The 23,630-nt window shown below is 66.6% G+C and carries 22 protein-coding genes; 7 read left to right on the top strand and 15 right to left on the bottom strand.

All coding sequences use genetic code 11. The annotated features are described in order from the left end of the window. Nucleotides 1-3: 3 nt before the first annotated feature. From A5740_RS27530 to A5740_RS27480, 11 genes are all read right to left on the bottom strand, one after another. Nucleotides 4-708, bottom strand: a complete 705-nt coding sequence (locus A5740_RS27530; protein ID WP_076199531.1) for a mammalian cell entry protein — start codon at nucleotides 706-708, stop codon at nucleotides 4-6. Beyond that, nucleotides 708-2,396, bottom strand: coding sequence for an MCE family protein (locus A5740_RS27525; protein ID WP_076199529.1), 1,689 nt, complete (start codon nucleotides 2,394-2,396; stop codon nucleotides 708-710). The genes A5740_RS27530 and A5740_RS27525 overlap by 1 nt, the downstream gene beginning before the upstream one ends. Further along, entirely contained in the window at nucleotides 2,396-3,592 is a 1,197-nt protein-coding gene (locus A5740_RS27520) for an MCE family protein (RefSeq protein ID WP_076199527.1), read from the bottom strand. Before A5740_RS27520 ends, A5740_RS27525 begins: the two co-directional genes overlap by 1 nt. Continuing rightward, complete coding sequence (locus A5740_RS27515; protein ID WP_076199525.1) at nucleotides 3,582-4,994, bottom strand: virulence factor Mce family protein; 1,413 nt, start codon at nucleotides 4,992-4,994, stop codon at nucleotides 3,582-3,584. The genes A5740_RS27520 and A5740_RS27515 overlap by 11 nt, the downstream gene beginning before the upstream one ends. After that, the gene (locus tag A5740_RS27510) at nucleotides 4,991-6,049 is read right to left on the bottom strand and encodes an MCE family protein (protein ID WP_076199523.1); all 1,059 of its coding nucleotides are present in this window, start codon (nucleotides 6,047-6,049) and stop codon (nucleotides 4,991-4,993) included. Before A5740_RS27510 ends, A5740_RS27515 begins: the two co-directional genes overlap by 4 nt. Beyond that, nucleotides 6,042-7,091, bottom strand: coding sequence for an MCE family protein (locus A5740_RS27505; RefSeq protein ID WP_076199521.1), 1,050 nt, complete (start codon nucleotides 7,089-7,091; stop codon nucleotides 6,042-6,044). The genes A5740_RS27510 and A5740_RS27505 overlap by 8 nt, the downstream gene beginning before the upstream one ends. After that, nucleotides 7,091-8,296 (bottom strand): MCE family protein, encoded by a 1,206-nt coding sequence (locus tag A5740_RS27500; protein WP_076199519.1) that lies wholly within the window; start codon nucleotides 8,294-8,296, stop codon nucleotides 7,091-7,093. Before A5740_RS27500 ends, A5740_RS27505 begins: the two co-directional genes overlap by 1 nt. A gap of 15 nt (nucleotides 8,297-8,311) precedes the next feature. Continuing rightward, nucleotides 8,312-9,154 carry an ABC transporter permease gene (locus tag A5740_RS27495; RefSeq protein ID WP_076199517.1) on the bottom strand — a complete coding sequence of 281 codons (843 nt, stop codon included), beginning with the start codon at nucleotides 9,152-9,154 and terminating at the stop codon, nucleotides 8,312-8,314. Between the two features lie 28 nt (nucleotides 9,155-9,182). Next, nucleotides 9,183-9,947: an ABC transporter permease gene (locus A5740_RS27490; RefSeq protein WP_076199515.1), complete on the bottom strand. Its 765-nt coding sequence runs from the start codon at nucleotides 9,945-9,947 to the stop codon at nucleotides 9,183-9,185. Between the two features lie 286 nt (nucleotides 9,948-10,233). Next, nucleotides 10,234-11,151, bottom strand: a complete 918-nt coding sequence (locus A5740_RS27485; protein ID WP_076199513.1) for a 3-oxoacyl-ACP reductase — start codon at nucleotides 11,149-11,151, stop codon at nucleotides 10,234-10,236. 14 nt (nucleotides 11,152-11,165) lie between these two features. Continuing rightward, nucleotides 11,166-11,357 (bottom strand): ferredoxin, encoded by a 192-nt coding sequence (locus A5740_RS27480; RefSeq protein ID WP_076199592.1) that lies wholly within the window; start codon nucleotides 11,355-11,357, stop codon nucleotides 11,166-11,168. A 165-nt stretch (nucleotides 11,358-11,522) separates the two neighbouring features. Here A5740_RS27480 and A5740_RS27475 point away from each other — a divergent pair, with 165 nt between their 5' ends. The 4 genes from A5740_RS27475 (at nucleotide 11,523) to A5740_RS27460 (ending at nucleotide 16,359) form a co-directional block, all read left to right on the top strand. After that, entirely contained in the window at nucleotides 11,523-12,701 is a 1,179-nt protein-coding gene (locus tag A5740_RS27475) for an acyl-CoA dehydrogenase family protein (protein ID WP_076199511.1), read from the top strand. An 8-nt stretch (nucleotides 12,702-12,709) separates the two neighbouring features. Next, complete coding sequence (locus A5740_RS27470; RefSeq protein ID WP_076199509.1) at nucleotides 12,710-13,792, top strand: acyl-CoA dehydrogenase family protein; 1,083 nt, start codon at nucleotides 12,710-12,712, stop codon at nucleotides 13,790-13,792. 2 nt (nucleotides 13,793-13,794) lie between these two features. Continuing rightward, complete coding sequence (fadD17, locus tag A5740_RS27465; RefSeq protein WP_076199507.1) at nucleotides 13,795-15,294, top strand: long-chain-fatty-acid--CoA ligase FadD17; 1,500 nt, start codon at nucleotides 13,795-13,797, stop codon at nucleotides 15,292-15,294. A 90-nt stretch (nucleotides 15,295-15,384) separates the two neighbouring features. Further along, on the top strand, nucleotides 15,385-16,359 hold the full coding sequence (locus A5740_RS27460) for an NAD-dependent epimerase/dehydratase family protein (protein ID WP_076199505.1): 975 nt from the start codon (nucleotides 15,385-15,387) through the stop codon (nucleotides 16,357-16,359). On the opposite strand, the gene A5740_RS27455 is transcribed toward A5740_RS27460, so the two are convergent. Continuing rightward, nucleotides 16,345-16,899, bottom strand: coding sequence for a helix-turn-helix domain-containing protein (locus A5740_RS27455; RefSeq protein WP_076199503.1), 555 nt, complete (start codon nucleotides 16,897-16,899; stop codon nucleotides 16,345-16,347). The genes A5740_RS27460 and A5740_RS27455 overlap by 15 nt on opposite strands. Before the next feature lie 43 nt (nucleotides 16,900-16,942). Here A5740_RS27455 and A5740_RS27450 point away from each other — a divergent pair, with 43 nt between their 5' ends. Continuing rightward, nucleotides 16,943-17,659, top strand: a complete 717-nt coding sequence (locus A5740_RS27450; protein ID WP_175616383.1) for an AraC family transcriptional regulator — start codon at nucleotides 16,943-16,945, stop codon at nucleotides 17,657-17,659. On the opposite strand, the gene A5740_RS27445 is transcribed toward A5740_RS27450, so the two are convergent. Next, on the bottom strand, nucleotides 17,596-17,991 hold the full coding sequence (locus A5740_RS27445) for a VOC family protein (RefSeq protein ID WP_076199501.1): 396 nt from the start codon (nucleotides 17,989-17,991) through the stop codon (nucleotides 17,596-17,598). The two genes, A5740_RS27450 and A5740_RS27445, sit on opposite strands and share 64 nt — an antisense overlap. A 128-nt stretch (nucleotides 17,992-18,119) precedes the next feature. On the opposite strand from A5740_RS27445, the gene A5740_RS27440 reads away from it, so the two are divergent. Further along, nucleotides 18,120-19,679, top strand: a complete 1,560-nt coding sequence (locus tag A5740_RS27440) for a succinic semialdehyde dehydrogenase (protein WP_076199499.1) — start codon at nucleotides 18,120-18,122, stop codon at nucleotides 19,677-19,679. A 78-nt stretch (nucleotides 19,680-19,757) separates the two neighbouring features. Here the strand turns inward: A5740_RS27440 and A5740_RS27435 are convergent, their stop codons facing one another. After that, the gene (locus A5740_RS27435; protein ID WP_076199497.1) at nucleotides 19,758-20,879 is read right to left on the bottom strand and encodes a nitronate monooxygenase family protein; all 1,122 of its coding nucleotides are present in this window, start codon (nucleotides 20,877-20,879) and stop codon (nucleotides 19,758-19,760) included. Beyond that, entirely contained in the window at nucleotides 20,879-22,567 is a 1,689-nt protein-coding gene (locus A5740_RS27430) for an acyl-CoA synthetase (protein ID WP_175616382.1), read from the bottom strand. Before A5740_RS27430 ends, A5740_RS27435 begins: the two co-directional genes overlap by 1 nt. A 33-nt stretch (nucleotides 22,568-22,600) precedes the next feature. Between A5740_RS27430 and A5740_RS27425 the strand changes: the two genes are divergently transcribed. After that, nucleotides 22,601-23,401 (top strand): crotonase/enoyl-CoA hydratase family protein, encoded by an 801-nt coding sequence (locus A5740_RS27425; RefSeq protein ID WP_076199493.1) that lies wholly within the window; start codon nucleotides 22,601-22,603, stop codon nucleotides 23,399-23,401. Nucleotides 23,402-23,630: the final 229 nt, after the last annotated feature.

The raw sequence follows: 23,630 nt of genomic DNA, 5'->3' as shown, positions 1-23,630 counted from the left end.
CTGTCAGTTTCCGCCGTCGGGGTACTTGAGGTCGTATCCGGTCATGTGCCCGCTGTCGTCCTCGTGCACGATGACCCGCAGTCGGTACGGCCGGGTCGGTGAATTGAGACCGTCCACGTCGGTGACCGTGACCCGCACCGCCACCAGAACCGAGGCGTTCTTGGCGATTTCGTCGATCTGCTCCAGCGCCGCGCCGTTGATCACCGCTTCCGAGCTGGCATTGGTGTCGCGGAACAACGCCTTGAGGTTGTCGGCGTTGTTGCCCTGACTCATCATGTCGCGCAGCGGGCCGCTGGTCCCGTCGATGAAACGGTTCACGCTTTCGTCGATGGTGTCCTGCGTGTAGCTGAACATGTTGACCACGGTCTGTTTGCCGGTATCGACGAAGCGCTCGTTGCGGGCCTGGACGTCGTCGACGGCACGTTGCTGGTCGAGCATCACGTAGGCCAGGACGCCGAGCGCGGCGGTGGCCAACGCCAGCACCGAGGCCGCCACCAGTGCCACCAGGGCGCGATGGGCGCGCCGCCGGGGCGGCGCCTTGACCGCGGTGGTCGCCCCCGCGCGACTGCTGCGAGGGGAGCCGGACGACGGTTCGACCACCACGGCCGTCGCGGTCGTCTCGGTCGCGGCCTTGGCGCCGGTCGGACCGGCCGCCCTGGACGCGCGCCTACGTACCGGCCTCTGGTTCGAGGCCGTTTCTTCGGACATCAAGCCTGCCTTGGATCCAGCATCAGGTCTACCCAGGTCTCCGCGGGTGCCAGATCTTCGGCGCCGGCTGCGTACACACCGGTGCCTCCGTCGGCGTCAGCGAAGACCCCACTGTGCTGATCGTAGGTGCCGATCCCGGGAGGGCTGGCCAGAGGTGGTGCCTCCGCCGGCAACGGCGCATCTGGAGCCGGCGCCGGAGCCGGTGCTTCCGGAGCCCCGGGAGGCGTCCGGCCGTACGGCGGCACGATCTGGTCCGGCGGCGCGAAGTACGGCCACGGCGGTGGCGGCGGTCCCGGCTTGTTCGGCGGCACCGGTAGCGGGAACGGCGCGTGCGGCGCCGGCCCCGGACCCGGCTGCACACCGGGCGGCAGCTGCACGGATGGCGGCCCCGGATCCGGATCGACCTGTGGCGGGATGTTCGGGAACTTGTTGGGCGGCAAGATGTTGCGCCCATCCTCGATGGGGGTGCCGTACGGGACCGGCGGACCGCGCCACGGGTTGCTGCCGATCGGCACATAGCCCTTGGGATCGCGGCACAGCTGGATGGTGGGTGCTCGCTTACCCGGGAACTCCATGCACGGATAGTTACGCGCACCGCGCACCACGGCCGGATCGTTCTGCGCGGTCTTGCAGTACAGGTCGGGCGGGAGCTCCCGCAGGGTCTCGTCGGCCGGTGAGCGGATCTGCGTCGCCGGGATGAAGCCCACCGAGCACGGCGGCGGATCGCCGAGGTCGATCTTGAAGTCCAGCTTGGCGCCCTCGTCGGCGGGCAGCCCACCGGCGACGGTGTTCAGCGCGGCCATCAGCGCCGGGAAGATCACCAGCGCCTGCTCGAGTGACTTGCTGTAGATCACCCCGATCCGGCCGAAGTTGGCCAGGTTGGCGGCCAGCACCGGGAAGGTCGGCCGGATACCGCTGAAGGCCGTGTTGGCGGCCTCGGTGGCGCCGGGAACGGTCTTGAGTGTCGTGCGCAGCTGCGGGTCGGCCTTGTTCACCTCACCGGTCAACCGGGCCAGCCCGTCGGCGAGCGACCGGATGTTGTCGCCGCTGCGCATCTGGGCTTCCAGGAAGGGCCCGGCCTGGTCGATGAGCTGGACGGTCTGCCCATAGTTCGCGTTGGCCTCGTCGATCAACAGCCGCGACGACTCGATCAGCCGGGCCAGCTCCGGCCCGGATCCGTTGAACGCCTTGAATGTCTCCCGCAACAGGTCCTGCAGTCGGCTGTTGCCGATACTGCTGACCAGGGTGTCGGCCTCGTGCAGCAGCCCGGCGATGTCCTGGCCCACCCGGGTGTTCTGCTGGTCGATCATGGCACCGTTGCGCAGCTTGCCCGAGGACGGATCTTCCGGCGGGATCAGGTCGATGTACTGCTCGCCGACAGCCGAGACGCTCTTGACCGTCGCGGTGACGTTGTCGGGTATCGCGGTATTGCTGTTGAGCTGCATATCGGCGATGACGCCGTCGGGAGCCAGCCCGACCGATTCCACCCGCCCCACGGTGACCCCGCGGTAGGTGACGTTGGCGTTCTGGTAGATGCCGCCACCGGAGGCGAAGTTCGCCTTGACGTGATAGGTGCCGATACCCACTGCCGCCGGCAGGTGCAGATAGAACAGCGAGATGGCACCGACGGTGAGGATCGTGACGACCCCGAAGATCATCAGTTGCAGGCGGGTGAGCCGGTCGATCATTACGGCGTCCCCTCGTCGTGTTGTGTCGCGGTGCCCGCCGGGATCTTGAACGGATCGGCGGCCTGGCCGGACAGGTTGGCCATCGCCCCGGTCAGGAAGTCCGGCGGATTGATGATCTCGCTCATGTGCTGCATGTTGGGGTCGAAGGCCCCGGTGGTGAAGATCGACTCACCGAACCGGCGCAGGGTCAGGTCGAAGGTGACGTACACGTTCAGATAGTCACCCCGCACGGCCTGGCGCAGGTACTTGTAGTGGAACGGGAAGGTGGGAAGGAACTCCAGGTCCTTGATGAAGTCGTCGGCGTTGTCGTTGAACGCCTTGATCACCGGATAGAGATCCTTGAGATCGGCCGCGAAGTCGTCCTTGGTCTCCGACAGGATGCGCGAACCCACCTCGGCGAAGCTGCGCAGCGCGGTGAACGCCTCGACTAAATTGGCCCGGTTGTCGTTGAGCACCTTGAGCGCGCCGGGCAGGGTATCCAGGGTGCGGCCGAGGTTGTCTTTACTGCGGGCCAAAGTGGAGGCGAACCGGTTCAACCCGTCGGCGGCGGCGATGATGTCGCCGGTCTGGTGGTCCAGCGACGAGGTCAACTCGGCCAGCCGGGGAATCAAATCGGTGAAGCTGCCTGCCCGTCCGGCGATCGCGGCGTAGGCCTCATCGGTGATGTCCTGCAGCGCACCGAGATTGCCCTTGTTGACCACCATGCCGAGTGAGGACAGCACCTCTTCGGTGGTGGGATAGCGGCCGGTCTGGGCCAGCGCGATGTTGGCACCCTCGTGCAACCGACCTTCCGGGGGTTCGTCGACCGGCTCGGCCAGCTCCACGTGCTGGGAGCCCAGCAGCGAGGTCTGGGCAACGCGCGCAACGGCATTCGCCGGAAGCTTCACGTCACCGTCGAGCGACAGCTCCACGGCGGCGTAGAAGGTGCCGTCCGGACGTTGCACGGCGTCCACGCCCGACACACTGCCGACGGTCACGTCGTCGACCATCACCGGTGAGTTCTGCGGCAGGGTCGCCACATCCGGCAGCTGCACCGTGATGGTGTAGGAGCCCGCACCATGCCCGGCGGTGCCGGGCATGTTGAGCGAGTTGAGTCCGCCGAACTGGCAGCCGGCCAACAGCACCGCACCGCTGCCGATCGCCAGCGTCCGGCCACCGATCCGGGAAGCTTTGCCCCTCAATGCTTTACCCCTCATCATCCACGGCCCCAGCCTCGGCAGGCGCGGCCGCGGCGGGCGCAGGCGCAGCTTCAGGCGCGGGCCCGGGCGCAGGACCGACGCCGGTTCCGGTTCCGGGTGCGGGCGCCGGCGCCTCCGGCGGCAGGACCAACGAGCTCAGCGTTGCGTCCGCCGGAATCTGCGGTGGCGTCACGCCCGGGGCGTTCTGCCACTGCAGGTACGGCACCGGCGTTTCGGACTTGGCCTCGGTTTCGGGGGTGTCGTAGATGATCTGCCCCTTGTAGGCGGTGATGGTGTTGACCGGATGGAACAGCACCGGCGGGTAGTTCATCGTGATCCGTCGCAGTACCGGAGCCATCCGCTGCCGGCAGATCTCGGCACGCTTGTAGTTCTCCGGATTCGCGCCGGTGTCGAAGTTTCCGCCGCACAAGAACTGCACCGGGTTGGCGAAGTTGGGCAGTGAGAGCAAACCACCGACAGTGCCCTGGGCCGGGTTGTAGATGTTGTAGAAGTTCGCCAACCCGTTGGGCGTGACGTGCAGGATCTGTTCGATGTCGTCACTGTGATCGGTGAGGATCTGGGTGAAGTCGGCCAGCTTGCCCACCTGGGCGATCAACGCGTCGTTGCTCTCGTTCAGGAACCCGCGGACATCACCGAGCGCCTGGTTCAGCGTGGACAACGTCTGGTCCAATCCGCTGGAGCTGTCGGCCAACACCTGCGACACCGACGCCACGTGGTTGGTGAACTGCACGATCTGCTCGTTGCTGTTGGCCAGCGCATCCACCAGGATCTGCAGGTTCTTCACCGTGCCGAACAGATCGGTGCGGGAATCCCCCAGTCGCCCGGCGGTTTGGGACAGTTCGCGCAAAGCGTTGCGGAACGAGTCGCCGTTGCCGTCGAACGTCGTCGCGGCCTGGTCGACGAACGCCGCCACCGGCCCCTGGACCGAGCCCGGCTGCGGGCCGAGCTGACTGCTCAGCTGGGTCAGCTGCTCTTTGACCTCGTCCCATTCCACCGGCACCCCGGTCCGGTCGAGACCGATGGACGCACCGTCGGCCATCTCGTCGCCCTCGGTGTAGGCCGGGGTCAGCTGAATGAACCGCGACGACACCAGGTTCGGCGAGATGATCAGGGCCTTGGCGTCCGCGGGCACCTTGATCCCGCGATCCAGTGTCATCTCGATCTTGACGTCCGAGGGCCTGGGCTCGATCGAATCGATCGTGCCCACCGGCACGCCAACGATTCGCACCTCGTCGCCTGGGTAGATGCCGACCGCATTGGTGAAGTAGGCGGTCAGCGTGTGTCCCTGACGCGACGGCCAGACCTGGTAGACGCCCACGGCGAGAACACCGATCAGCACCACAGCCAGCGCGATACGTAGCCAGCGACTCCGGCCGGGCGCCGAATTGTCTTGTGTCATGGCGATTTCGGCCTAACGATCGTCCGTTCGGAGATGTAACCGCGCAGCATGTCGGCCAGGCTGTCGGGCAGTTTGCCCGGCTGGAAGTAGGTGTCGAGCAGTACCTCGGAGATGGCCGCCGGCGGCAGACCGTACAGGTTGATCTGGAAGCCCGGGCCCGAACCGACGACCTCACCCAGCGCCGTCGCGTACCCCGGCAACCGCTTGAGCGCCTCTCCGATGTGTTCTCGACGCTCCAGCAGGTTGTCCATCACCAGGTTGAGCTTGTCCAGCGCCGGCTTGAATTCCTTGCGGTTGTCGGCGACGAATCCGGAAAGCTGGTGCGACACATCGTCGATCCCGGCGATCAGATTGCTCAGTGCCTGCCTGCGCTCGTCGAGCGCGGCGAACAGCTGATTGCCGTCGGTCAACAGCTGATTGACCTGACCGGCCCGTTGGGCCAGTAGATCCGATACGCGCTTGGCGTGCGTCAACAACCCCTCGAGGGCCTCGTCGCGCTTGTTGATGCTGCGGGACAGGTTCGCGACGCCGTCGAGCGCACCGCGCAACTGCGGCGTCGCGTCGCGCAGCGTGTCGGTGAGGACCTGCAATGCCTGCTCGAACTTCGGCTTGTCCAGCTCCGAGACATTGTGTCCCAGGTCCTGCAGGGCGGTGTTGAGCGTGTACGGGGTTGTGGTGCGGCCCAACGGGATAACCGTCGAGGTGCCGGAACCCTTGGGGCTCACCGCCAGCGACTTCTGCCCCAGCACGGTGTCCGTCTTGATCGCCACCAGCGACTGATCGCCGACTTTGATGTCGCGATCGACGGTGAAGCTCACCTTGGCGGTGTCACCGGCCAGGGCCACGTCGGTCACCTTGCCGACCGTGATTCCCGAGACGTTGACATCGTTGCCCGGGGAGATCCCGCCGGCATCGCTGAAGTAAGCCTCAAAGGGCTTGCCCTGCGGGAAGAACGGCAGACCGGTGTAGCCGAACGACACCAGTACCAGGCACGCCACCACGAAGATGCCGAGGATCCCGGTGCGCACGGGATTCGACTCGCGCGTACTAGCCATTGGTCGGCGCACACCTCCCCTTGGACGGGTCCGGCGGGCCGCCGAACGGAATCAGGATGTCGCTGCCGGCAGGGCCGTTGACCTTCAACCGGACCGAGCAGTAGTAGATGTTGAAGAACGAGCCGTAGGCGCCAAGTGCGTTGAGGCGCAGGTAGTTCTCCGCCAACGGCTCGATCACCTTGTTGACGTCGCCCTTGCGCTCGTCCAGACGCTGCGCCAGCGGTCGGGCGTTCTCGATCACACCCTGCAGCGGCCGGCGCGACTTCTCCAGCATGTCGGTCAGGTCGTTCTCGGCCGAGGCCAGCGGCTCGATGGCGCCGGCGATCGGGTCACGTCCCTCGGACAACCCGGTGATCAGCTTCTGCAACTCGTCGACGCTGGCGTCGAACTGGGCGCCCTTCTCGTCGACGGTGCCGAGCACGGTGTTGAGGTTGGTGATGACGTCACCGATGAGCTGATCGCGCGCGGCCAGGTTCTGGGTGAAGGCGCTCGTGCTGGTGAGCATGTTCGCCAACGCGCCACCCTGGCCCTGCAGCATCTCGATCACCGCGTTGGAGATCTCGTTGACCTTCGCGCCGTCGAGGCCTTTGAGCACCGGGCGCAATCCACCCAACAGCGCATCGAGATCCAGGGCCGGCTGGGTGTTCTGCACCGGGATGGTGGCCCCGGGCGGCAGCTTTCGCAGTTCGCCCGGGCCCGAGCTGATCTCCAGGTAGCGATCCCCGACGAGGTTCTCGTACCGCACGAGGGCCTTGCTCGAGGTGTAGAGCTGGTAGCGCTTGTTGACGTCGAATGCCACGTCAACGGAGTTGTCCGGGTTGAGCTTCACGTCGTTGACCGTGCCGACCGGCACGCCGGCAATGCGGACATCCTGCCCGGCCTTCAGCCGGGACGCCTCGCTGAACGTGGCGTGGTAGCTGTTGGACGAGGCGAACCGGAACTCGCCGAAGACCACCACCAACATCGCACCGACCAACAGCATGGCGACGGTGAAGATGCCGACCTTGAGCATGGTCCGGTCAGGACGCGCGTCCGAGGCCATCAGAACCGGTCCCTTTCTGCGAACGCACCGTTGAACAGGAACTGCAACGTCGCCGGAGCGTCGAACTGCACCTCGGTGTTGGGCTGGAACGGGACATACGCGTTGTCGGTCACCAGGAACGGCGAGCGGTACCAGCTGCCGCCGAACTGCTTGCTGGGGATGTTGGGCAGGCCGCGGCAGTTCGGTCCGCCGGAGGCGTTGACCATCGGCAGGCTCTCGGGGTAGGTGTAGGCCGGGGAGCCGGGCAGGAAGTTCGAGTTCACGTACAAACCGGGTCGGACACCGCCGATGATCGGGGCGAACCGGTCGACGCCGACGGAGACACCCTGCAGGAGGCAACCGAACTCGGGGGAATAGTCCCCGGCCACCTTGAGCGGAGCCCGCAGGCGCTGGATCGCGGCGATGTAGTCGTCGGCCGCCGGTTCCAGGGTGGCGGTGCCGTTGTTGGCCAGGCCGGTGGCTGCCAGCAGCGTGGCGTTGAGGTTCGTCTTCTCGTCGACGATCGTCTTGTTCAACGCGGGCACGTTGTCGATAACCCGGGCCAGGTCCGGTCCGGCGTCACCGTAGATGTTGGAGACCACGGCGGCCTTGGCGAAGTCATCCTGCAGCGTCGGCAATTTCGGATTCAGTTGCTGCAGATAGGTGTTGAGGCCCGCGAGGCTGGCGCCCAGATCGTCCCCGTGACCGCGTAGACCCTCGCCGAGGGCGGTCAGGGTGGCGTTCAAGCTCACCGGGTCGATCTTGTTGAGCACATCGGACAACGTCTGGAAAAGGGTGTTGACCTCGAGCTGCACGTCCTTGGCCGCCACGGTGCTGCCCGGCCGCAACGACTTCGAATCTGGTTGCGCCGGGGGCAGGAACTCGACCGACTTCGCACCGAAAATGGTGTTGCCCGCAATCCGCACGGTGGCATTGGACGGGATGTAGCGCATCTCGCCGCTCTTGATCGACAACGTCAGCTTCGCCTCGTTGCCGGCGTAGGCGATGTCGGTGACCTTGCCGATCTGGATGCCCCGGTACTTCACCTTGGCGTCGCGTTCCATCACCAGGCCGGCCCGCGGGGCGGTGAGGCTGACGGTGTCGGTCGGCGTGAAGGCCGCCGTGTACGACAGGTAGGTGAAGACCACCGCGGCAGCCACGATCGCCGCCAGGATCGCAGCGGCGATCCGGACGTGACGGCGGTGTTTGGTCGTTGCGTCTGACATAGAGGTTCCCGCCGCCTACCCGGAAAGGTTGAAGTTGCCGGACGCGCCGTACACGGCCAGGGAGATGAACAGGGTGATGGTGACGACGACGATCAGCGAGGTGCGCACGGCCTGACCGACCGCGATGCCCACACCGACCGGCCCGCCCGAGGCGTTGTAGCCGTAATACGTGTGCACCAGCATCACCGCGATCGCCATCACGATGGCCTGAAGGAAGGACCACAGCAGGTCGCTCGGTATCAGGAAGGTGTTGAAGTAGTGGTCGTACAGACCGGCTGACTGGCCGTTGATGAACACCGTGGTGAAACGGGCGGCGAAGAACGCGGCCAGCACAGACAGCGAGTACAGCGGCACGATGGCGATCAGCCCGGCCATGAGTCGCGTCGAGACCAGATAGGACACCGCGTGCACGGCCATCGCCTCGACGGCGTCGATCTCCTCGGCCACCCGCATCGCGCCGAGCTGGGCGGTGGCGCCGGCGCCGATCGTCGCGGCCAAGGCGATGCCGGCAATCACCGGTGCCACGATGCGCACGTTGAGGAAGGCGGAGAGGAAGCCGGTCAGCGCCTCGATGCCGATGTTGCCCAGCGACGAGTAACCCTGCACCGCGATCACGCCGCCGGAGGCCAGGGTGAGGAAGGCCGCGACGCCGACCGTGCCGCCGATCATCACCAGGGCACCGGCGCCCATGGTCATCTCGGCGACCAGCCGGATGGTCTCCTTGCGGTAGCGCGTGACGGCGTTGGGGATGTAACGCATCGTCTCGCCGTAGAACAGCGCCTGCTCACCGACGTTGTCGACGGACTTGGGCACGCCGCGGAACAGCCGGCGGAAGCGGAGAGTGGCGTCATAACTCATAGTTGTCTCTTCTTCGCGCAAGCGCTCATCAACGCACCAGCACTCTCACACCGATGGCCGTCATGATCACATTGATCACGAACAGGCAGATGAAGGCATAGACGACCGTTTCGTTCACCGCGTTCCCGACACCCTTCGGGCCTCCTTTGACGGTCAACCCGCGGTAGCACCCGACCAGGCCGGCGACCACGCCGAACAACAGCGCCTTGATCTCGGCGAGGACCAACTCACCGAGGCCGGTCAGCACCGTCAGGCCGTTGATGAAGGCGCCGGGGTTGACCCCTTGCAGAAATACCGAGAAGGCGTAGCCACCGGCGATACCGATGGCGCAGACCAGGCCGTTGAGCAGCAACGCCACGAACATCGATGCCAACACGCGCGGCACCACCAGGCGCTGGATCGGATCGATGCCCAGCACCCGCATGGCGTCGATCTCCTCGCGGATGGTGCGAGCACCCAGGTCCGCGCAGATCGCCGTGGCACCGGCACCCGCCACCACCAGCACGGTCACCACCGGGCCGAGCTGGGTGACGGTGCCGAACGCGGTGCCGGCACCGGACAGGTCCGCGGCGCCGATCTCGCGCAGAAGGATATTGAGGGTGAACGCCACCAGCACGGTGAAAGGGATGGCGACCAACAGCGTGGGGACCAGCGAGACTCGGGCGATCATCCAGGTTTGGTCAAGGAATTCCTTGAGCTGGAACGGCCGGCGGAACGTCTTGGCGAAGGTGTCCAAGGACATCTCGACGAATCCGCCCACGGCCCGGGCCGGAACCGCAAGCTGTTCGATCAACCTGGGCTCCGTTCTCGTTTCCAAACTGGGTCGCGCTACAAGGGCGCACGGACTTCGCGGAAATTCGTGCTAGCGAAAGATTGACAGCCACATTTCGTGGCCGCTCTCCCACCCCTTGGCCTTACGGTGCTCTTAGTGAGCCGGATCATATTAACTAGAACACGTTCGCACTGTCAAAGAATTCAAATTCTCAGGTCAGCGCAGCATTTTCCCAGTTCGGGAGATGCCGGTCGGACACCATTCTGGAACATGTTCTACCGAAGTTGAGCGTGCGGCAACGAGACTGTCAGTCTCGTGAACCCATCAGCTCGGTCGCCGAGAATCCACGCTCCGGATCACGATCAGCAAAGTACTCGTGCAGTGTCCCGCTGAGCTCTGCCGGGTTCCATGCAGAGGAATCCGCGGTGAAGTGCTTCTCTGCTGTGGGCGGCGCGACCAACGTGACAGTTGGACCATAGACGATGAAGAGCTGACCGTTGACCGCTTCGGACGCCGGCGAGGCCAGGAATCGCACGAGTGTGACCACGTGGTCGGTGGACAGCGGATCGACCTGACCGTCGGTCAGCTCGGGCGCGTCGCCGAAGACGCCGGCGGTCATCGCGGTGCGGGCCCGCGGGGCGATCGCATTCGCGCGGACACCGAAGCGCTCCAGGGCGCGAGCCGCCGACACCGTCAGCGCGGTGATGCCGGCCTTGGCGGCGCCGTAGTTGGGTTGGCCGACCGGACCCGAGAGACCAGCCTCCGACGACGTGTTGATGATCCGGCCATACACCGTGCCGTCGCCGGCCTTGGCCTTGCTGCGCCAGTAGGTGGCGGCGTTGCGGGTCAGCAGGAAGTGGCCGCGCAGGTGCACCGCGATGACCGCGTCCCACTCCTCGTCGCTCATGTTGAACAGGATGCGGTCGCGGGTGATGCCGGCATTGTTGACGACGATGCCCAGGCCGCCCAGACCGTCAGCGGTCGCGACCAGCTCATCGGCGGTCGAGCGCGCGCTGATGTCCCCGGCCACCGCGACACCCTTGGAGCCGGCGGCCGCGATCGCGTCGAGGACGTCGGAGTCCTCCAGCGCGGCGGCCATGTCGTTGACCACCACGGTGGCCCCGGCCTTGGCCAGGCCGATGGCCTCGGCGCGGCCCAGGCCTGCGGCCGCACCGGTGACCACGGCCACCTTTCCGGAGAGATCGATCTGAGCGTCGTCAGTCATATTTATGAATACCTCTAGTCTTTGCGGATCAGAGCTGCGCGGGGGCACTCGGCGACGGACTGCTCGGCCAGGTCCTCCTGGTCGGCCGGCACTGGATCGGACTTGACCACGGCATAGTCGTCATCGTCAAGATCGAACAGATCAGGGGCAATACCCACGCACACCGCATTGCCTTCGCAGCGATCACGGTCCACTTCAACTCGCATGGCGACCTCCTCACGACGTGTGCGCACACGGGGCTGCGTGCGTGCAGCCACAGAATACGACCCCACCTGACGGAAACCGGTCCGAGACCGGCCTGGATCATCAGACTAGAACGTGTTACAACCAGGTGAGAACTCAGGTCTATCGAGCAGTGAGGATGCAGCGGAATGCGGATCGGTTACACCCCCGAGCAGGAGGAGTTGCGCCGCGAGTTGCGCGCCTACTTCTCCAAGCTCATGACGCCCGAACGGGTCGAGGCCCTCAGCTCGTCCGAAGGCGAGATGGGCCGCGGCAACATCTACCGCGAGACCGTCGCACAGATGGGCAAGGACGGCTGGCTCACCCTGAGCTGGCCCAAGGAATTCGGCGGCCAGGAACGTCCGCCCATGGATGGGCTGATCTTCACCGACGAGGCCGCGATCGCCGGCGCCCCGGTGCCGTTCCTGACGATCAACAGCGTCGCGCCGACGATCATGCACTTCGGTACCGAGGAACAGAAGAAGTTCTTCCTGCCCAAGATCGCCGCGGGTGAGCTGCACTTCTCGATCGGCTACTCCGAGCCGGGCGCCGGCACCGACCTGGCGGCGCTGCGGACCACCGCGGTGCGCGACGGCGATGATTACGTGGTCAACGGTCAGAAGATGTGGACGTCGCTGATCGCTTACGCCGACTACGTGTGGCTGGCGGTACGCACCAACCCCGAGGCCAAGAAGCATCGCGGTATTTCCATGCTGATCATGCCCACGACCGCCGAGGGCTTCTCCTGGACGCCGGTGCACACCATGTCCGGGGTGGACACCAGCGCCACCTACTACCAGGACGTGCGGATCCCGGTCACCAATCTGGTCGGTGAGGAGAACGCGGGCTGGAAGCTCGTGACCAACCAGCTCAATCATGAGCGGGTGGCTCTGGTGTCGTCGCAGCCCATCTACGTCGCGCTGGACGGCGTCCGCGAGTGGGCGCAGAACACCAAGGACGTGCACGGCAAGCGGATCATCGACTCCGAGTGGGTGCAGCTGAACCTGGCCCGGGTGCACGCCAAGGCCGAAGTGCTCAAACTGATCAACTGGGAGCTGGCCTCCGCGGACGGCGCACCCTCGCCGGCCGATGCGTCGGCGGCCAAGGTGTACGGCACCGAGCTGGCCACCGAGGCATACCGCCTGCTGATGGAGGTGCTGGGCACCTCGGCGACGCTGCGTCCGGACAGCAAGGGCGCGCTGCTGCGCGGCCGCATCGAGCGGTTCCACCGCTCGGCACTGATCCTGACCTTCGGCGGCGGTACCAACGAGATTCAGCGGGACATCATCGGCATGGTCGCCTTGGGCCTGCCCCGGGTCAATCGGTAAGGGACATCATGGATTTCAAGACAACCGAAGCTGCCGACGACCTCGGTGGCCTGGTGCGCACGATCACCGAGTCGGTATGCACCCCTGAGCACCAGCGTTCCCTCGACGGCCTGGAGCAACGTTTCGACGCCGACCTGTGGGCCAAGTTGCGCGAGGCCGACGTGCTCTCGGCCGCGTCCCCCGAGTCGGTGGGTGGCGGTGGCTACGGCGTGCTCGAGCAGGCGGCCGTGCTGACCGCACTGGGCCGCCAACTGGCCGCCGTGCCGTACCTGGATTCGGTGGTTCTGGGCGCCGGCGCGCTCGCCGAGTTCGGCACCGAGGACCTGCGCGACACGTGGGCGCAGCCCGCGGTGGCCGGCGACAAGATCCTGGCCGTGGCCCTCGACGGCGAGATGGGCCAGGGTCCGGTGCAGGCCGGGGCCGACGGCTCCCTCACCGGCACCCGCACCCAGGTCAACTACGGGCCGGTGGCCGACGCGTTCCTGGTGCCGGCCGTAACCGAGGGCGACACAGGTGTGTTCCTGGTTCCGGCCGATGCGCCGGGGCTGACCGTCAGTGCGCTGAGTACCACCGGCAAGGGCAGTGTCGCGTACTTGGAGTTCACCAATGTCGAGGCTGGTTTGCGGATCGGCGGAGCCCAGGTGCTGGACTGGCTGACCACCCATGCCGCGCTGGGTCGCAGCGCTTTTCAGCTCGGCGTGTTGGAGCGGGCACTGGAGCTGACGTCGGAGTACGCCCGCGAGCGCGAGCAGTTCGACCGTCCGATCGGCAGTTTTCAGGCCGTGTCCTCGCGGCTGGCCGATGGCTACATCGACGTCAAGGGTCTGCGTCTGACGCTGACCCAGGCCGCCTGGCGGCTGTCCGAGGGACTGCCCGCCGACATCGACGTCGCCAGTGCGGCGTTCTGGGCCGCCGAGGCCGGGCACCGCGTGGCCCACACCGCGGTGCACGTGCACGGCGGGGTCGGCATCGACATGGATCACCCGGTGCATCGGTACTTCCTGGCGGCCAAGCAGACCGAGTTCGGTCTCGGTGGGGCGACCGGACAGTTGCTGCGTATCGGCCGCGAACTCGCCGACACCCCGGTATAGGCATGGGGGGTCCAACCGTCACCGAGCTCCTGGCACCGCTGGCCGGGGCCACCGATCGGGGCATCTACCAAGATGATTCGTTCGTCAGCTGGGCCGACCACCTCGCCGCCGGTGCGGCGCTCGCGGCGGCGCTGCGGCGACGGTTGGATCCCACTCGGCCCCCGCACATCGGGGCGCTGCTGGGCAACACCACGTTCTTCTCCAGCCTGCTGGTGGCTGCAGGCCTGACCGGGCTGGTGCCGGTCGGCCTCAACCAGACCCGGCGCGGCGAGGCGCTGGCCCGCGACATCGCCCATGCCGATTGCCAGCTGGTGCTGGCCGACTCCTCGGTGGCGGTCCCGCCCGGGGTGGACTACATCGACGTCGAATCCGAGGAATGGGCAACCGAACTCGCGTCGTACCGCGGGACCCCGGTGACCTTCGCCGAGTTGTCGGCCGATGACCTGTTCATGCTGATCTTCACCTCGGGGACCAGCGGTGACCCGAAGGCCGTCCGGGTCACGCACGACAAGGTGGCGTTCCCGGGGCGGATGCTCGCCGAGCGCTTCGGGCTTGGCCCGGAGGACACCGTCTACCTGTCGATGCCGCTGTTCCACTCCAACGCGATCATGGCCGGCTGGGCCGTCGCCACCGCGGCCGGTGCCTCGATTGCCTTGCGGCGCAAGTTTTCCGCATCCGGCTTTCTGCCCGACATCCGCCGCTACGGTGCCACCTACGCCAACTACGTCGGCAAGCCGCTCTCGTACATCCTGGCCACCGAACCGTCGCCCGACGACGCCGACAATCCGCTGCGGATTCTCTACGGCAACGAGGGCGCGCCACGGGATCTGACCCGCTTCGCCGAGCGGTTCGGGGTCGCAGTGGTGGACGGATTCGGTTCCACCGAGGGCGGTGTCGCGATCGCCCGCACTCCCGACACGCCCGAAGGCGCGCTGGGCCCGCTCACCGACCAGGTGGCGATCGTCGATGTCGACACCGGTCAGCCGTGCCCGCCGGGAGTGGTCGGCGAACTGGTGAACCCGACCGGCGCCGGCTGGTTCCGCGGCTATTACAACGATCCCGACGCCGAGGCCGACCGGATGGCCGGCGGCGTCTACCACACCGGTGATCTGGCCTACCTCGACGAGGACGGCTACGCCCACTTCGCCGGCCGACTCGGTGACTGGATGCGCGTCGACGGGGAAAATCTGGGCACCGCACCGATCGAACGAATCCTGTTGCGCCACCCCGATGTTGTCGAAGTCGCGGTGTTCGGTATCCCCGATCCGAACGTGGGTGATCAGGTGATGGCCGCCCTGGTACTGACCGCCGATGCCGTGTTCGAGCTGGACAAGTTCCGTGCCTTCCTGCATGAGCAGTCCGACCTCAGCCCCAAGCAGTGGCCGGCGTATGTGCGCATCGGCACCGCGTTGCCACGCACCGAGACGTTCAAGGTGATCAAGCGTCAGTTGTCGGTCGAGGGCACCGACTGCGCCGACCCGGTCTGGCCGATCACCCGTTAGCTGCCCGACCAGATCTCGGCACAAGCACCTGCGCCGCAACCCCGAACCGCCATTTCGATACCATTGGCATCGAAACTTGGGAGGCGCAGCATGCACATTGCAGTAACCGGCGGCACCGGCTATCTCGGAGCCCACACCGTCCGAGGTCTGCTCGAGGCCGGCCATCGCATCCGCCTGCTGGTCGCACCGGGCTGCGGTGACGACAAGGTGATCGGTCAGCTCGCCGCACTCGGCGAGGTGACCGTGCTCGAAGGCGACATCCGCGACAGCGACACCGTCGGACGCCTGTTGTCGGGCTGCGAGGCGCTGATCCATGCCGCGGGCATCGTCGGCACCGATCAGCGCCGCGAGCGACTGATGTGGGAGATCAACGCGTACGCCACCGAAGCCGTGCTCAACCGCGCCGTCGAGGCCGGACTCGATCCGATCGTCTCGGTCAGCAGCTACAGCTCGCTGTTCCCGCCGCCCGACGGGGTGATCTCGGCCGATACCCCACCGGCACCGGGCCGCAGCCCCTACGCCAAGACCAAGGCGTATGCCGACCGGGTGGCCCGCCGGTTGCAGGCCGCGGGCGCACCAGTGGTGGTGACCTACCCGTCGAGCGTGGTGGGGCCGGCCTTCCACACCGCCGCCGGGGTCACCGAGCGTGGCTGGGCGCCGATCGCCAAGGCCGGCCTGGCGCCCAGGATGACCGGCGGCATGCAGATGATCGACGTGCGCGACGTCGCGCTGGTGCACGAACGGCTGATGGCGCCGGGACGCGGACCCAAGCGCTATGTCTGCGGGGGCGTGATGGTGTCGTTCAACGAGATGATCGACGTGCTGGAACAGGGCGCGGGCCGCAAGATCCGGCGGATTGCCCTGCCGGGAGGCCTCTTTCGCGGGATCGGCTGGCTCTCCGATCAGATCGGCGGGGTGCTGCCCCTGGGCGATGGGATCAGCTACGAGGCCGCCATGCTGTTGACGGCCGCCACCCCGACCGACGACAAGAGCACGCTCACCGACCTCGACATCGAAGCCTGGCGCTCACCGCAGGCCGCGATGCTGGCGTCATTCGGGCGGTGACACTGCGAGCGCCTGGCTGAGCAGCCGCACCACCCCGTGCTGCAGCTGCGCTGAATCGTCGTCGACCGCCACGGTGGTCGTGAACATCGCGGCCCCGGCCGCCATGGACAGCGCAGCCTTCGCGTCGGCTTCCGACCCATATCCCCGGGCGACGAACAACTCGATCGCCGGCCCACTGAAGCCTTCCCACAAAGCTTTTCGCAGCGCCCCGTGCTCACGCAGGGCCAGCAGCAGCCCGGGCACCGCCGCGCTGACATCGGCCCGGTTGAACAGCTCGTGACTGCCGCGCACCACCCAGTCGATCCACCCGGTCAGATCGGTGCCGGAAAACGGTGACATGTCCGGCGCCTCGCCGAGGATCGCATGCAGCACCAGTTCGGCCTTCGAGGTCCACCGCCGGTTCAGGCTGGAGCGGGCCACCCCGGAGCGCGCCGCCACCAACCGAATGCTGAGCTCGTCCCACCCGACCTCGACCAGCAGATGCCGCGTGACCGCGAGCACCCGCTCGTCGATCGACGTATCGCGTGGCCGCCCGGTCATTCCCCGATTCAACCGCATGAACGACGCGGGTAGCGTCACAGATGTGGGCTACCGCGAACAGGATCCGCCGCCGCGGCTGCGCGATCTCGTCGAGTGCCGATGGATGCGCACCGGCCCGGCCGCACCCGGCCGGGTCCTGCCCGACGGCTGCATGGACCTGATCCGCATGGACGACACGGTCGTCGTCGCCGGCCCGGACACGACCGCGTTCATCACCGACGGCAGCCCAGACGCCGTGCGCGGGTTGCGGTTTCGCCCCGGGATGCTGCCGCGGCTACTCGGCGTCCCGGCGTCCGAACTGCGCAACACCCGGGTCGACCTGAGCGAGCTGACCCCGCTCCCCCGCCTCGGCTCACTCGAAGAGCTCGCCCTCGCACTGGCAGCACAGCCACCTCGTACCGAGACCGCCCCCTGGTCTCTGCCGATGCTGCGTGACGTCACGCGTCGGCTGGCGGCCGGTGAATCGGTCAGTGCGACGGCACGCCACATCGGCTGGTCGGACCGGACGCTGCAACGCCAATGCACGGCGATCTACGGATACGGTCCGTCGACACTGCGCCGGATTCTCCGGTTCCGGCGCGCAATCGCACTGATCGAGGCCGGCGTGAGTTCCAGCGCGGTGGCGGCCCAGGCGGGCTATGCCGATCAATCGCACCTGCACCGCGAAGCGCGCGTCCTCGCCGGCGTGCCGTTACGTCACTTGTCCAGCGCGGCGAACAGGTCCACCGAGGTGCCGTCGGGGTCTTCGACGGTCGCGTAGCGCTGCCCCCAGGGTGCGTCGAACGGCTTGAGCGTTCCCGGGTGGCCCGCTTCGGTCAGCTGCTCATAGAGCGTGTCGACGTCGGCGGGCGTGTCGAGACAGAACGCCAGCGCGACCCGCCCGGGTCCGGTCGGCGGCGTCCAGCCGGGGTGCATTCCGGCGATCACCTCCTCGGTATCGAATGCCAGCCGGTTTCCGCCCGGCAACGCCACCTCGACGTGAGGCCCGTCTGCCTCGGGGACATCCAGGCCGAGCAGCCGGTAGAAATCCAGTGATCGGTGCAGGTCTTCGGCGACGATCTCGATGACCGCCGAGTTCACGTTCAGAGCCATACCTGCAGGCTAGAGCGACGAGTCGGGTCCAGTCGTGAACAAATCGGACATCCTGGGCCTTTGTCGGACCGTCGGTACCGAGTAGGTTGGCGTTGACTGTTAGTTACTTGCCAGTAGGGAGAGTTCCGATGCCTGCTCCGTCCGCTGCGGATTTTGCTCGCCTGCGCGCACTCGTCGCGATCGACGACGGTGAAGTGAGTGCGCGCGCGACGAAAACCATCGACGAGGTCTTCACCGGCAGGGAGCTGACCACCATCCCGGTCGGCACCGCCGACGACGTGATCGCCGCCTTCGCCAAGGCCCGCGCCGCACAGACCCAGTGGGCCAAGCGTCCGGTCTCCGAGCGCGCTGCGGTCATCGCCCGTTTCGGCGAACTGGTGGCCGAGAACCGCGATTTCTTGATGGACGTGGCTCAGGCCGAGACCGGCAAGGCCCGCTCGGCCGCGCAGGAAGAGATCGTCGACATGATCTTGAACTCGCGCTACTACGCGCGGGAGTCGACCAAACTGCTGTCGCCCAAGCGGGTGCAGGGCCTGCTGCCGGGTCTGGTCAAGACCGTGGTCAACCACCACCCCAAAGGGGTCATCGGCGTCATCTCGCCGTGGAATTACCCGATGGCCCTGTCGATCTCGGATTCCATCCCGGCGCTGCTGGCCGGCAATGCCGTCGTGGTGAAACCGGACAGCCAGACCCCCTACTGCACGCTGGCCAACGCCGAACTGCTCTATCGAGCCGGGCTGCCGCGCGACCTGTTCGCGGTGGTGCCCGGGCCCGGTTCGGTGGTCGGCACCGCGATCGTGCAGAACTGCGACTACCTGATGTTCACCGGCTCCACCGCGACCGGACGCACGCTGGCCGAGCAGTGTGGCCGTCGCCTGATCGGCTTCTCCGCGGAACTGGGCGGCAAGAACCCGATGATCGTCACCAAGGGGGCCAACCTCGACGTCGTCGCCAAAGCCGCCACGCGGGCGTGCTTCTCCAATGCCGGTCAGTTGTGCATCTCGATCGAGCGGATCTACGTCGAGCGGGCGGTGGCCGACGAGTTCACCGCCAAGTTCGGCGAGCGGGTCCGCAACATGAAGCTGTCGGGTGGCTACGATTTCACCGCCGACATGGGCAGCCTGATCTCCGAGGACCAGGTCAAGACCGTGTCCGGTCACGTCGACGACGCAAAGGTCAAGGGCGCCAAGGTGATTGCCGGGGGCAACGCCCGCCCCGACATCGGTCCGCTGTTCTACGAGCCGACCGTGCTGACCGGCGTCACCGACGAGATGGAATGTGCCCGCAACGAAACCTTCGGCCCACTGGTGTCGATCTACCCGGTGGACTCGGTCGAGGAGGCCATCGAGAAGGCCAACGACACCGAGTACGGGCTGAACGCCAGCGTGTGGGCCGGCTCGAAGGCCGAGGGTGAGGCGATCGCCGCGAAGATCCACTCCGGCACCGTCAACGTCGACGAGGGCTACGCCCTGGCGTTCGGCAGCACCGCGGCGCCGATGGGCGGCATGAAGGCCTCGGGCGTCGGACGCCGCCACGGTGCCGACGGCATCCTCAAATACACCGAGTCTCAGACCGTCTCGACCGCCCGGGTGATCAATCTCGATCCGCCCCTGGGGATTTCACAGATCCTGTGGCAGAAAGCGCTGACACCGATGATTCGGGCGGTGCAGAAGCTCCCCGGCCGCTAGATCTCCCTGCCGAGCAGACGCAAAACTGCCCATTTCCCAGCGGAAATGGGCAGTTTTACGTCTGCTCGGCAGGAAAAGTCAGGCGTCGCGGACGGTGTCCAGGCGCTTGGTGGCCGCCTCGAAACCGCTCACCAGCTCGCCGATGATGTCGGCGACGGGCCGGATCTCGTTCATCCGGCCCACGATCTGACCGACCGGCATCGACACGGTGTCGGGGTTGTCCGACTCGTTCATCCGCTGATGCGCCTCGCTGACCAGGATGTTCTGCAGCGGCATCGGCAGCGGCTCGGGTGCATCCGGGGCATCCCAGGCATCGGTCCACTTGGTCTTGAGCAGCCGGGCCGGCTTGCCGGTGTAGATCTTGCGACGCACGGTGTCGGCGGTGGTGGCCTTGAGCAGGGCCTCCTGGATCGTGGAGGTGCCGCCGGGCAGGCGATGCCCCAGGTCGTACTCGGCCGACGTCAGGAACGCCGAACCCATCCACACGCCCGAGGCGCCCAGCGCCAGGGCCGCGGCGACCTGCTTGCCGGTGCCGATGCCGCCGGCCGCCAGCACCGGGGCCTTACCGTCCAGTGCGTCAACGATTTCCGGCCACAGCACCATCGAGCCGATCTCACCGGTGTGCCCGCCGGCCTCGTGCCCTTGGGCGACGACGATGTCGACCCCGTTCTCCACGTGGCGCAGCGCATGCTTGGCACTACCGGCCAACGCGGCCACCGGGACGCCGGCGGCATGGGCCTGGTCGATGACGTCCTTGGGCGGTGAGCCCAGGGCATTGGCGATCAGCTTGATCGGGTGCTTGAGCGCGACGTCGACGTGGCTGCGGGCTACCGAGTGCAGCCAGCCCAGCACGCCCTCGTTGCGCTCCTCATCCTCGGAAAGAGGCGGAACGCCGAGATCGGCCAGGGTTTTGGCGACGAAATCGCGGTGGCTCTGCGGGATGAGCTTGTTGATGTCGACGGCCGTGCCCTCGGTGGGAATCTTGGCCGGCATCACCACGTCCACGCCGTAGGGCTTGCCGTCGGTGTTGGCGTCCATCCACTGCAGGACTTCTTCGAGGTCGTCGGCGTCGTTGAACCGCACGCACCCCAGCACGCCCAGACCGCCGGCCTTGCTGACCGCGGCGGCCACCTTCTCCGACGGGGTGAACACGAAGATCGGGTACTCGATCCCGAACCGTTCACACAGCTCTGTACGCATCAGCTCTTGGCTCCCACATGGTTGGCGTGCACCTCGTCGGCGGCCCGCTCTTCGGTCTGGTCCTTGGCCCAGCGGTAGTCGGGCTTGCCCGCGGGCGACCGCTTGACCTCGTCGACCAGCCACAGGCTGCGCGGCACCTTGTACCCGGCGATCTCGCTGCGCACGAAGGCGTCGAGTTCGGCCAGTGTGGGACGGGCCCCTTCCCGCGGCTGCACGACGGCGGCCACGTGCTGACCGAAACGCTCGTCGGGAACCCCGACCACCAGTGCGTCGAACACGTCGGGGTGACCCTTGAGGGCGGCCTCGACCTCCTCGGGGTAGATCTTCTCGCCACCGCTGTTGATCGACACCGAGCCGCGGCCCAGCATGGTCACGCTGCCGTCGGCCTCGACCTCGGCGTAGTCACCGGGGATGGCGTAGCGAACACCGTTGAAAACTCGGAAGGTTTCGGCGGTCTTCTTCTCGTCCTTGAAGTAGCCGACGGGGATGTGCCCGCACTTGGCCAGGATGCCGCGCACGCCGGATCCGGGCTTGACCTCGTTGCCGTCCTCGTCGAGCACCTTGGTGTTCTTGTCGATGGTGACGCGCGGACCGCCGGTGTGCGACTGGCCCTTGGCCACGATGCTGGTGCCGCCGAAGCCGGTTTCCGAGGAGCCGATCGAGTCGGTGATGACGCGATTGGGCAGCAGCTCAAGGAATTTCTCCTTGAGGCTGGTGGAGAACAGCGCCGCGGTGCTGGCCAACAGGAAAAGCGACGACAGATCGTGGTCTTTGCCGGCGGCTTGTGCGGCCAACAGTGAATCCAGCAGCGGACGCGCCATCGCGTCGCCGGTGAAGAACAGCAGGTTGACCTTGTAGTCGTGGATGGCCTGCCAAACCTCGTCGGCATCGAATTCCGGCGTCAGCAGGACGGTTCCGCCGGAGAACAACGCCATCCAGGTGGCCGACTGGGTGGCGCCGTGGATCATCGGCGGAATGGGGTAGCGGATCATCGGCGGATTCGCCGCGGCCGCCTTGGCCAGGTCGTATTCGTCAGCCACCGGCTCGCCGGTGGCAAAGTCGGTGCCGCCGAACAACACTCGGTAGATGTCCTCGTGTCGCCACATCACGCCCTTGGGGAATCCGGTGGTGCCGCCGGTGTAGAGCAGGTAGATGTCGTCCTCGCTGCGCGGGCCGAAGTCACGCTCGGGTGAACCCTGGGCCAGCGCGTCGGAGAAGGCGACGCCGCCGTAGCGCTGGTAGTCGTCATCGGATCCGTCTTCGACCACGAGCACGGTCTTCACGTTCGGGGTCTCGGGCAGCACGTTGGCCACCCGGTCGGCGTAGCGACGCTCGTGGATCACCGCGACCATGTCGGAGTTGTCGAACAGGTACTTCAGTTCGCCCTCGACGTAGCGGAAGTTGACGTTGACCAGGATCGCGCCGGCCTTCACGATGCCCAGCATCCCGATCACGATCTCGATGCGGTTGCGGCAGTACAGGCCGACCTTGTCGTCCTTCTTGACGCCCTGGTCGATGAGGTAGTGGGCCAGGCGGTTGGCCTTCTCCTCCAACTGCCCGTAGGTCAGCTGCTCGTCACCGGAAATCAGCGCGACACGGTCCGGCACTGCGTCGATGGCGTGCTCGGCAAGATCAGCAATATTCAGAGCCACAGAACCTAAACTAGAACGTGTTACATTTCGAGACAAGTCTGGGTCGAAATTGTAGAGAGGCTGACACCCGTGAGCGAACCCCAAAAAGGTCCCGACGCCCTCATTGAGCAGCGCGGACACACCTTGATCCTGACGCTGAACCGGCCGGAGGCGCGCAACGCGCTTTCCACCGAGATGCTCTCGATCATGGTCGAGGCCTGGGACCGCGTCGACAACGATCCCGAGATCCGCACCTGCATCCTCACCGGCGCGGGCGGGTACTTCTGCGCGGGCATGGACCTCAAGGGCGCGACGAAGAAGCCGCCGGGCGATTCGTTCAAGGACGGCAGCTACGACCCGTCGAAGATCGAGGGTCTGCTCAAGGGCCGCCGGCTGACCAAGCCGCTGATCGCGGCGGTGGAGGGCCCGGCCATCGCCGGTGGCACCGAGATCCTGCAGGGCACCGACATCCGGGTCGCCGGGGAGAGCGCGAAGTTCGGCATCTCCGAGGCGAAGTGGAGCCTGTACCCGATGGGTGGTTCGGCGGTGCGCCTGGTACGCCAGATCCCCTACACCATCGCCTGCGACATGTTGCTGACCGGACGGCACATCACCGCCGCCCAGGCGCTCGAGTACGGCCTGATCGGTCACGTGGTCCCCGACGGCACCGCGCTGGACAAGGCGCTGGAGATCGCCGAGGTGATCAACAACAACGGTCCGTTGGCCGTGCAGGCGATCCTCAAGACCATCCGCGAAACCGAAGGTATGCACGAGAACGAGGCCTTCAAGCCCGACACGGCCAACGGCATCCCGGTGTTCCTGTCCCAGGACGCCAAGGAGGGCCCGCTGGCGTTCAAAGAGAAGCGGGCACCGAACTTCCAGATGAAGTAGGCACCTGACGACCTTGCGCTGAAGATTCCGGTCAGCATCAAGCCGCAATCTTCAGCGTTGTCATCAACTCCAGCCCGCATACCAAAACCGAGGCCCTGCTCGATGTTTCGAGCAGGGCCTCGGTTTTCGGTGGTCAGCGCCAATGTCCGGGTGGCGGCGGCCGCCAGGGCCGTGGCGGAGGAGGCGGTGGTCCCCAGAATCGCGGTGGTGGGGGTGGCCTCCAGAACGG

Origin of the sequence: Mycobacterium sp. GA-1841, from assembly GCF_001954135.1 — a bacterium.
Classification (GTDB): domain Bacteria; phylum Actinomycetota; class Actinomycetes; order Mycobacteriales; family Mycobacteriaceae; genus Mycobacterium.
This window is presented reverse-complemented; position numbering and strand designations above follow the sequence as displayed.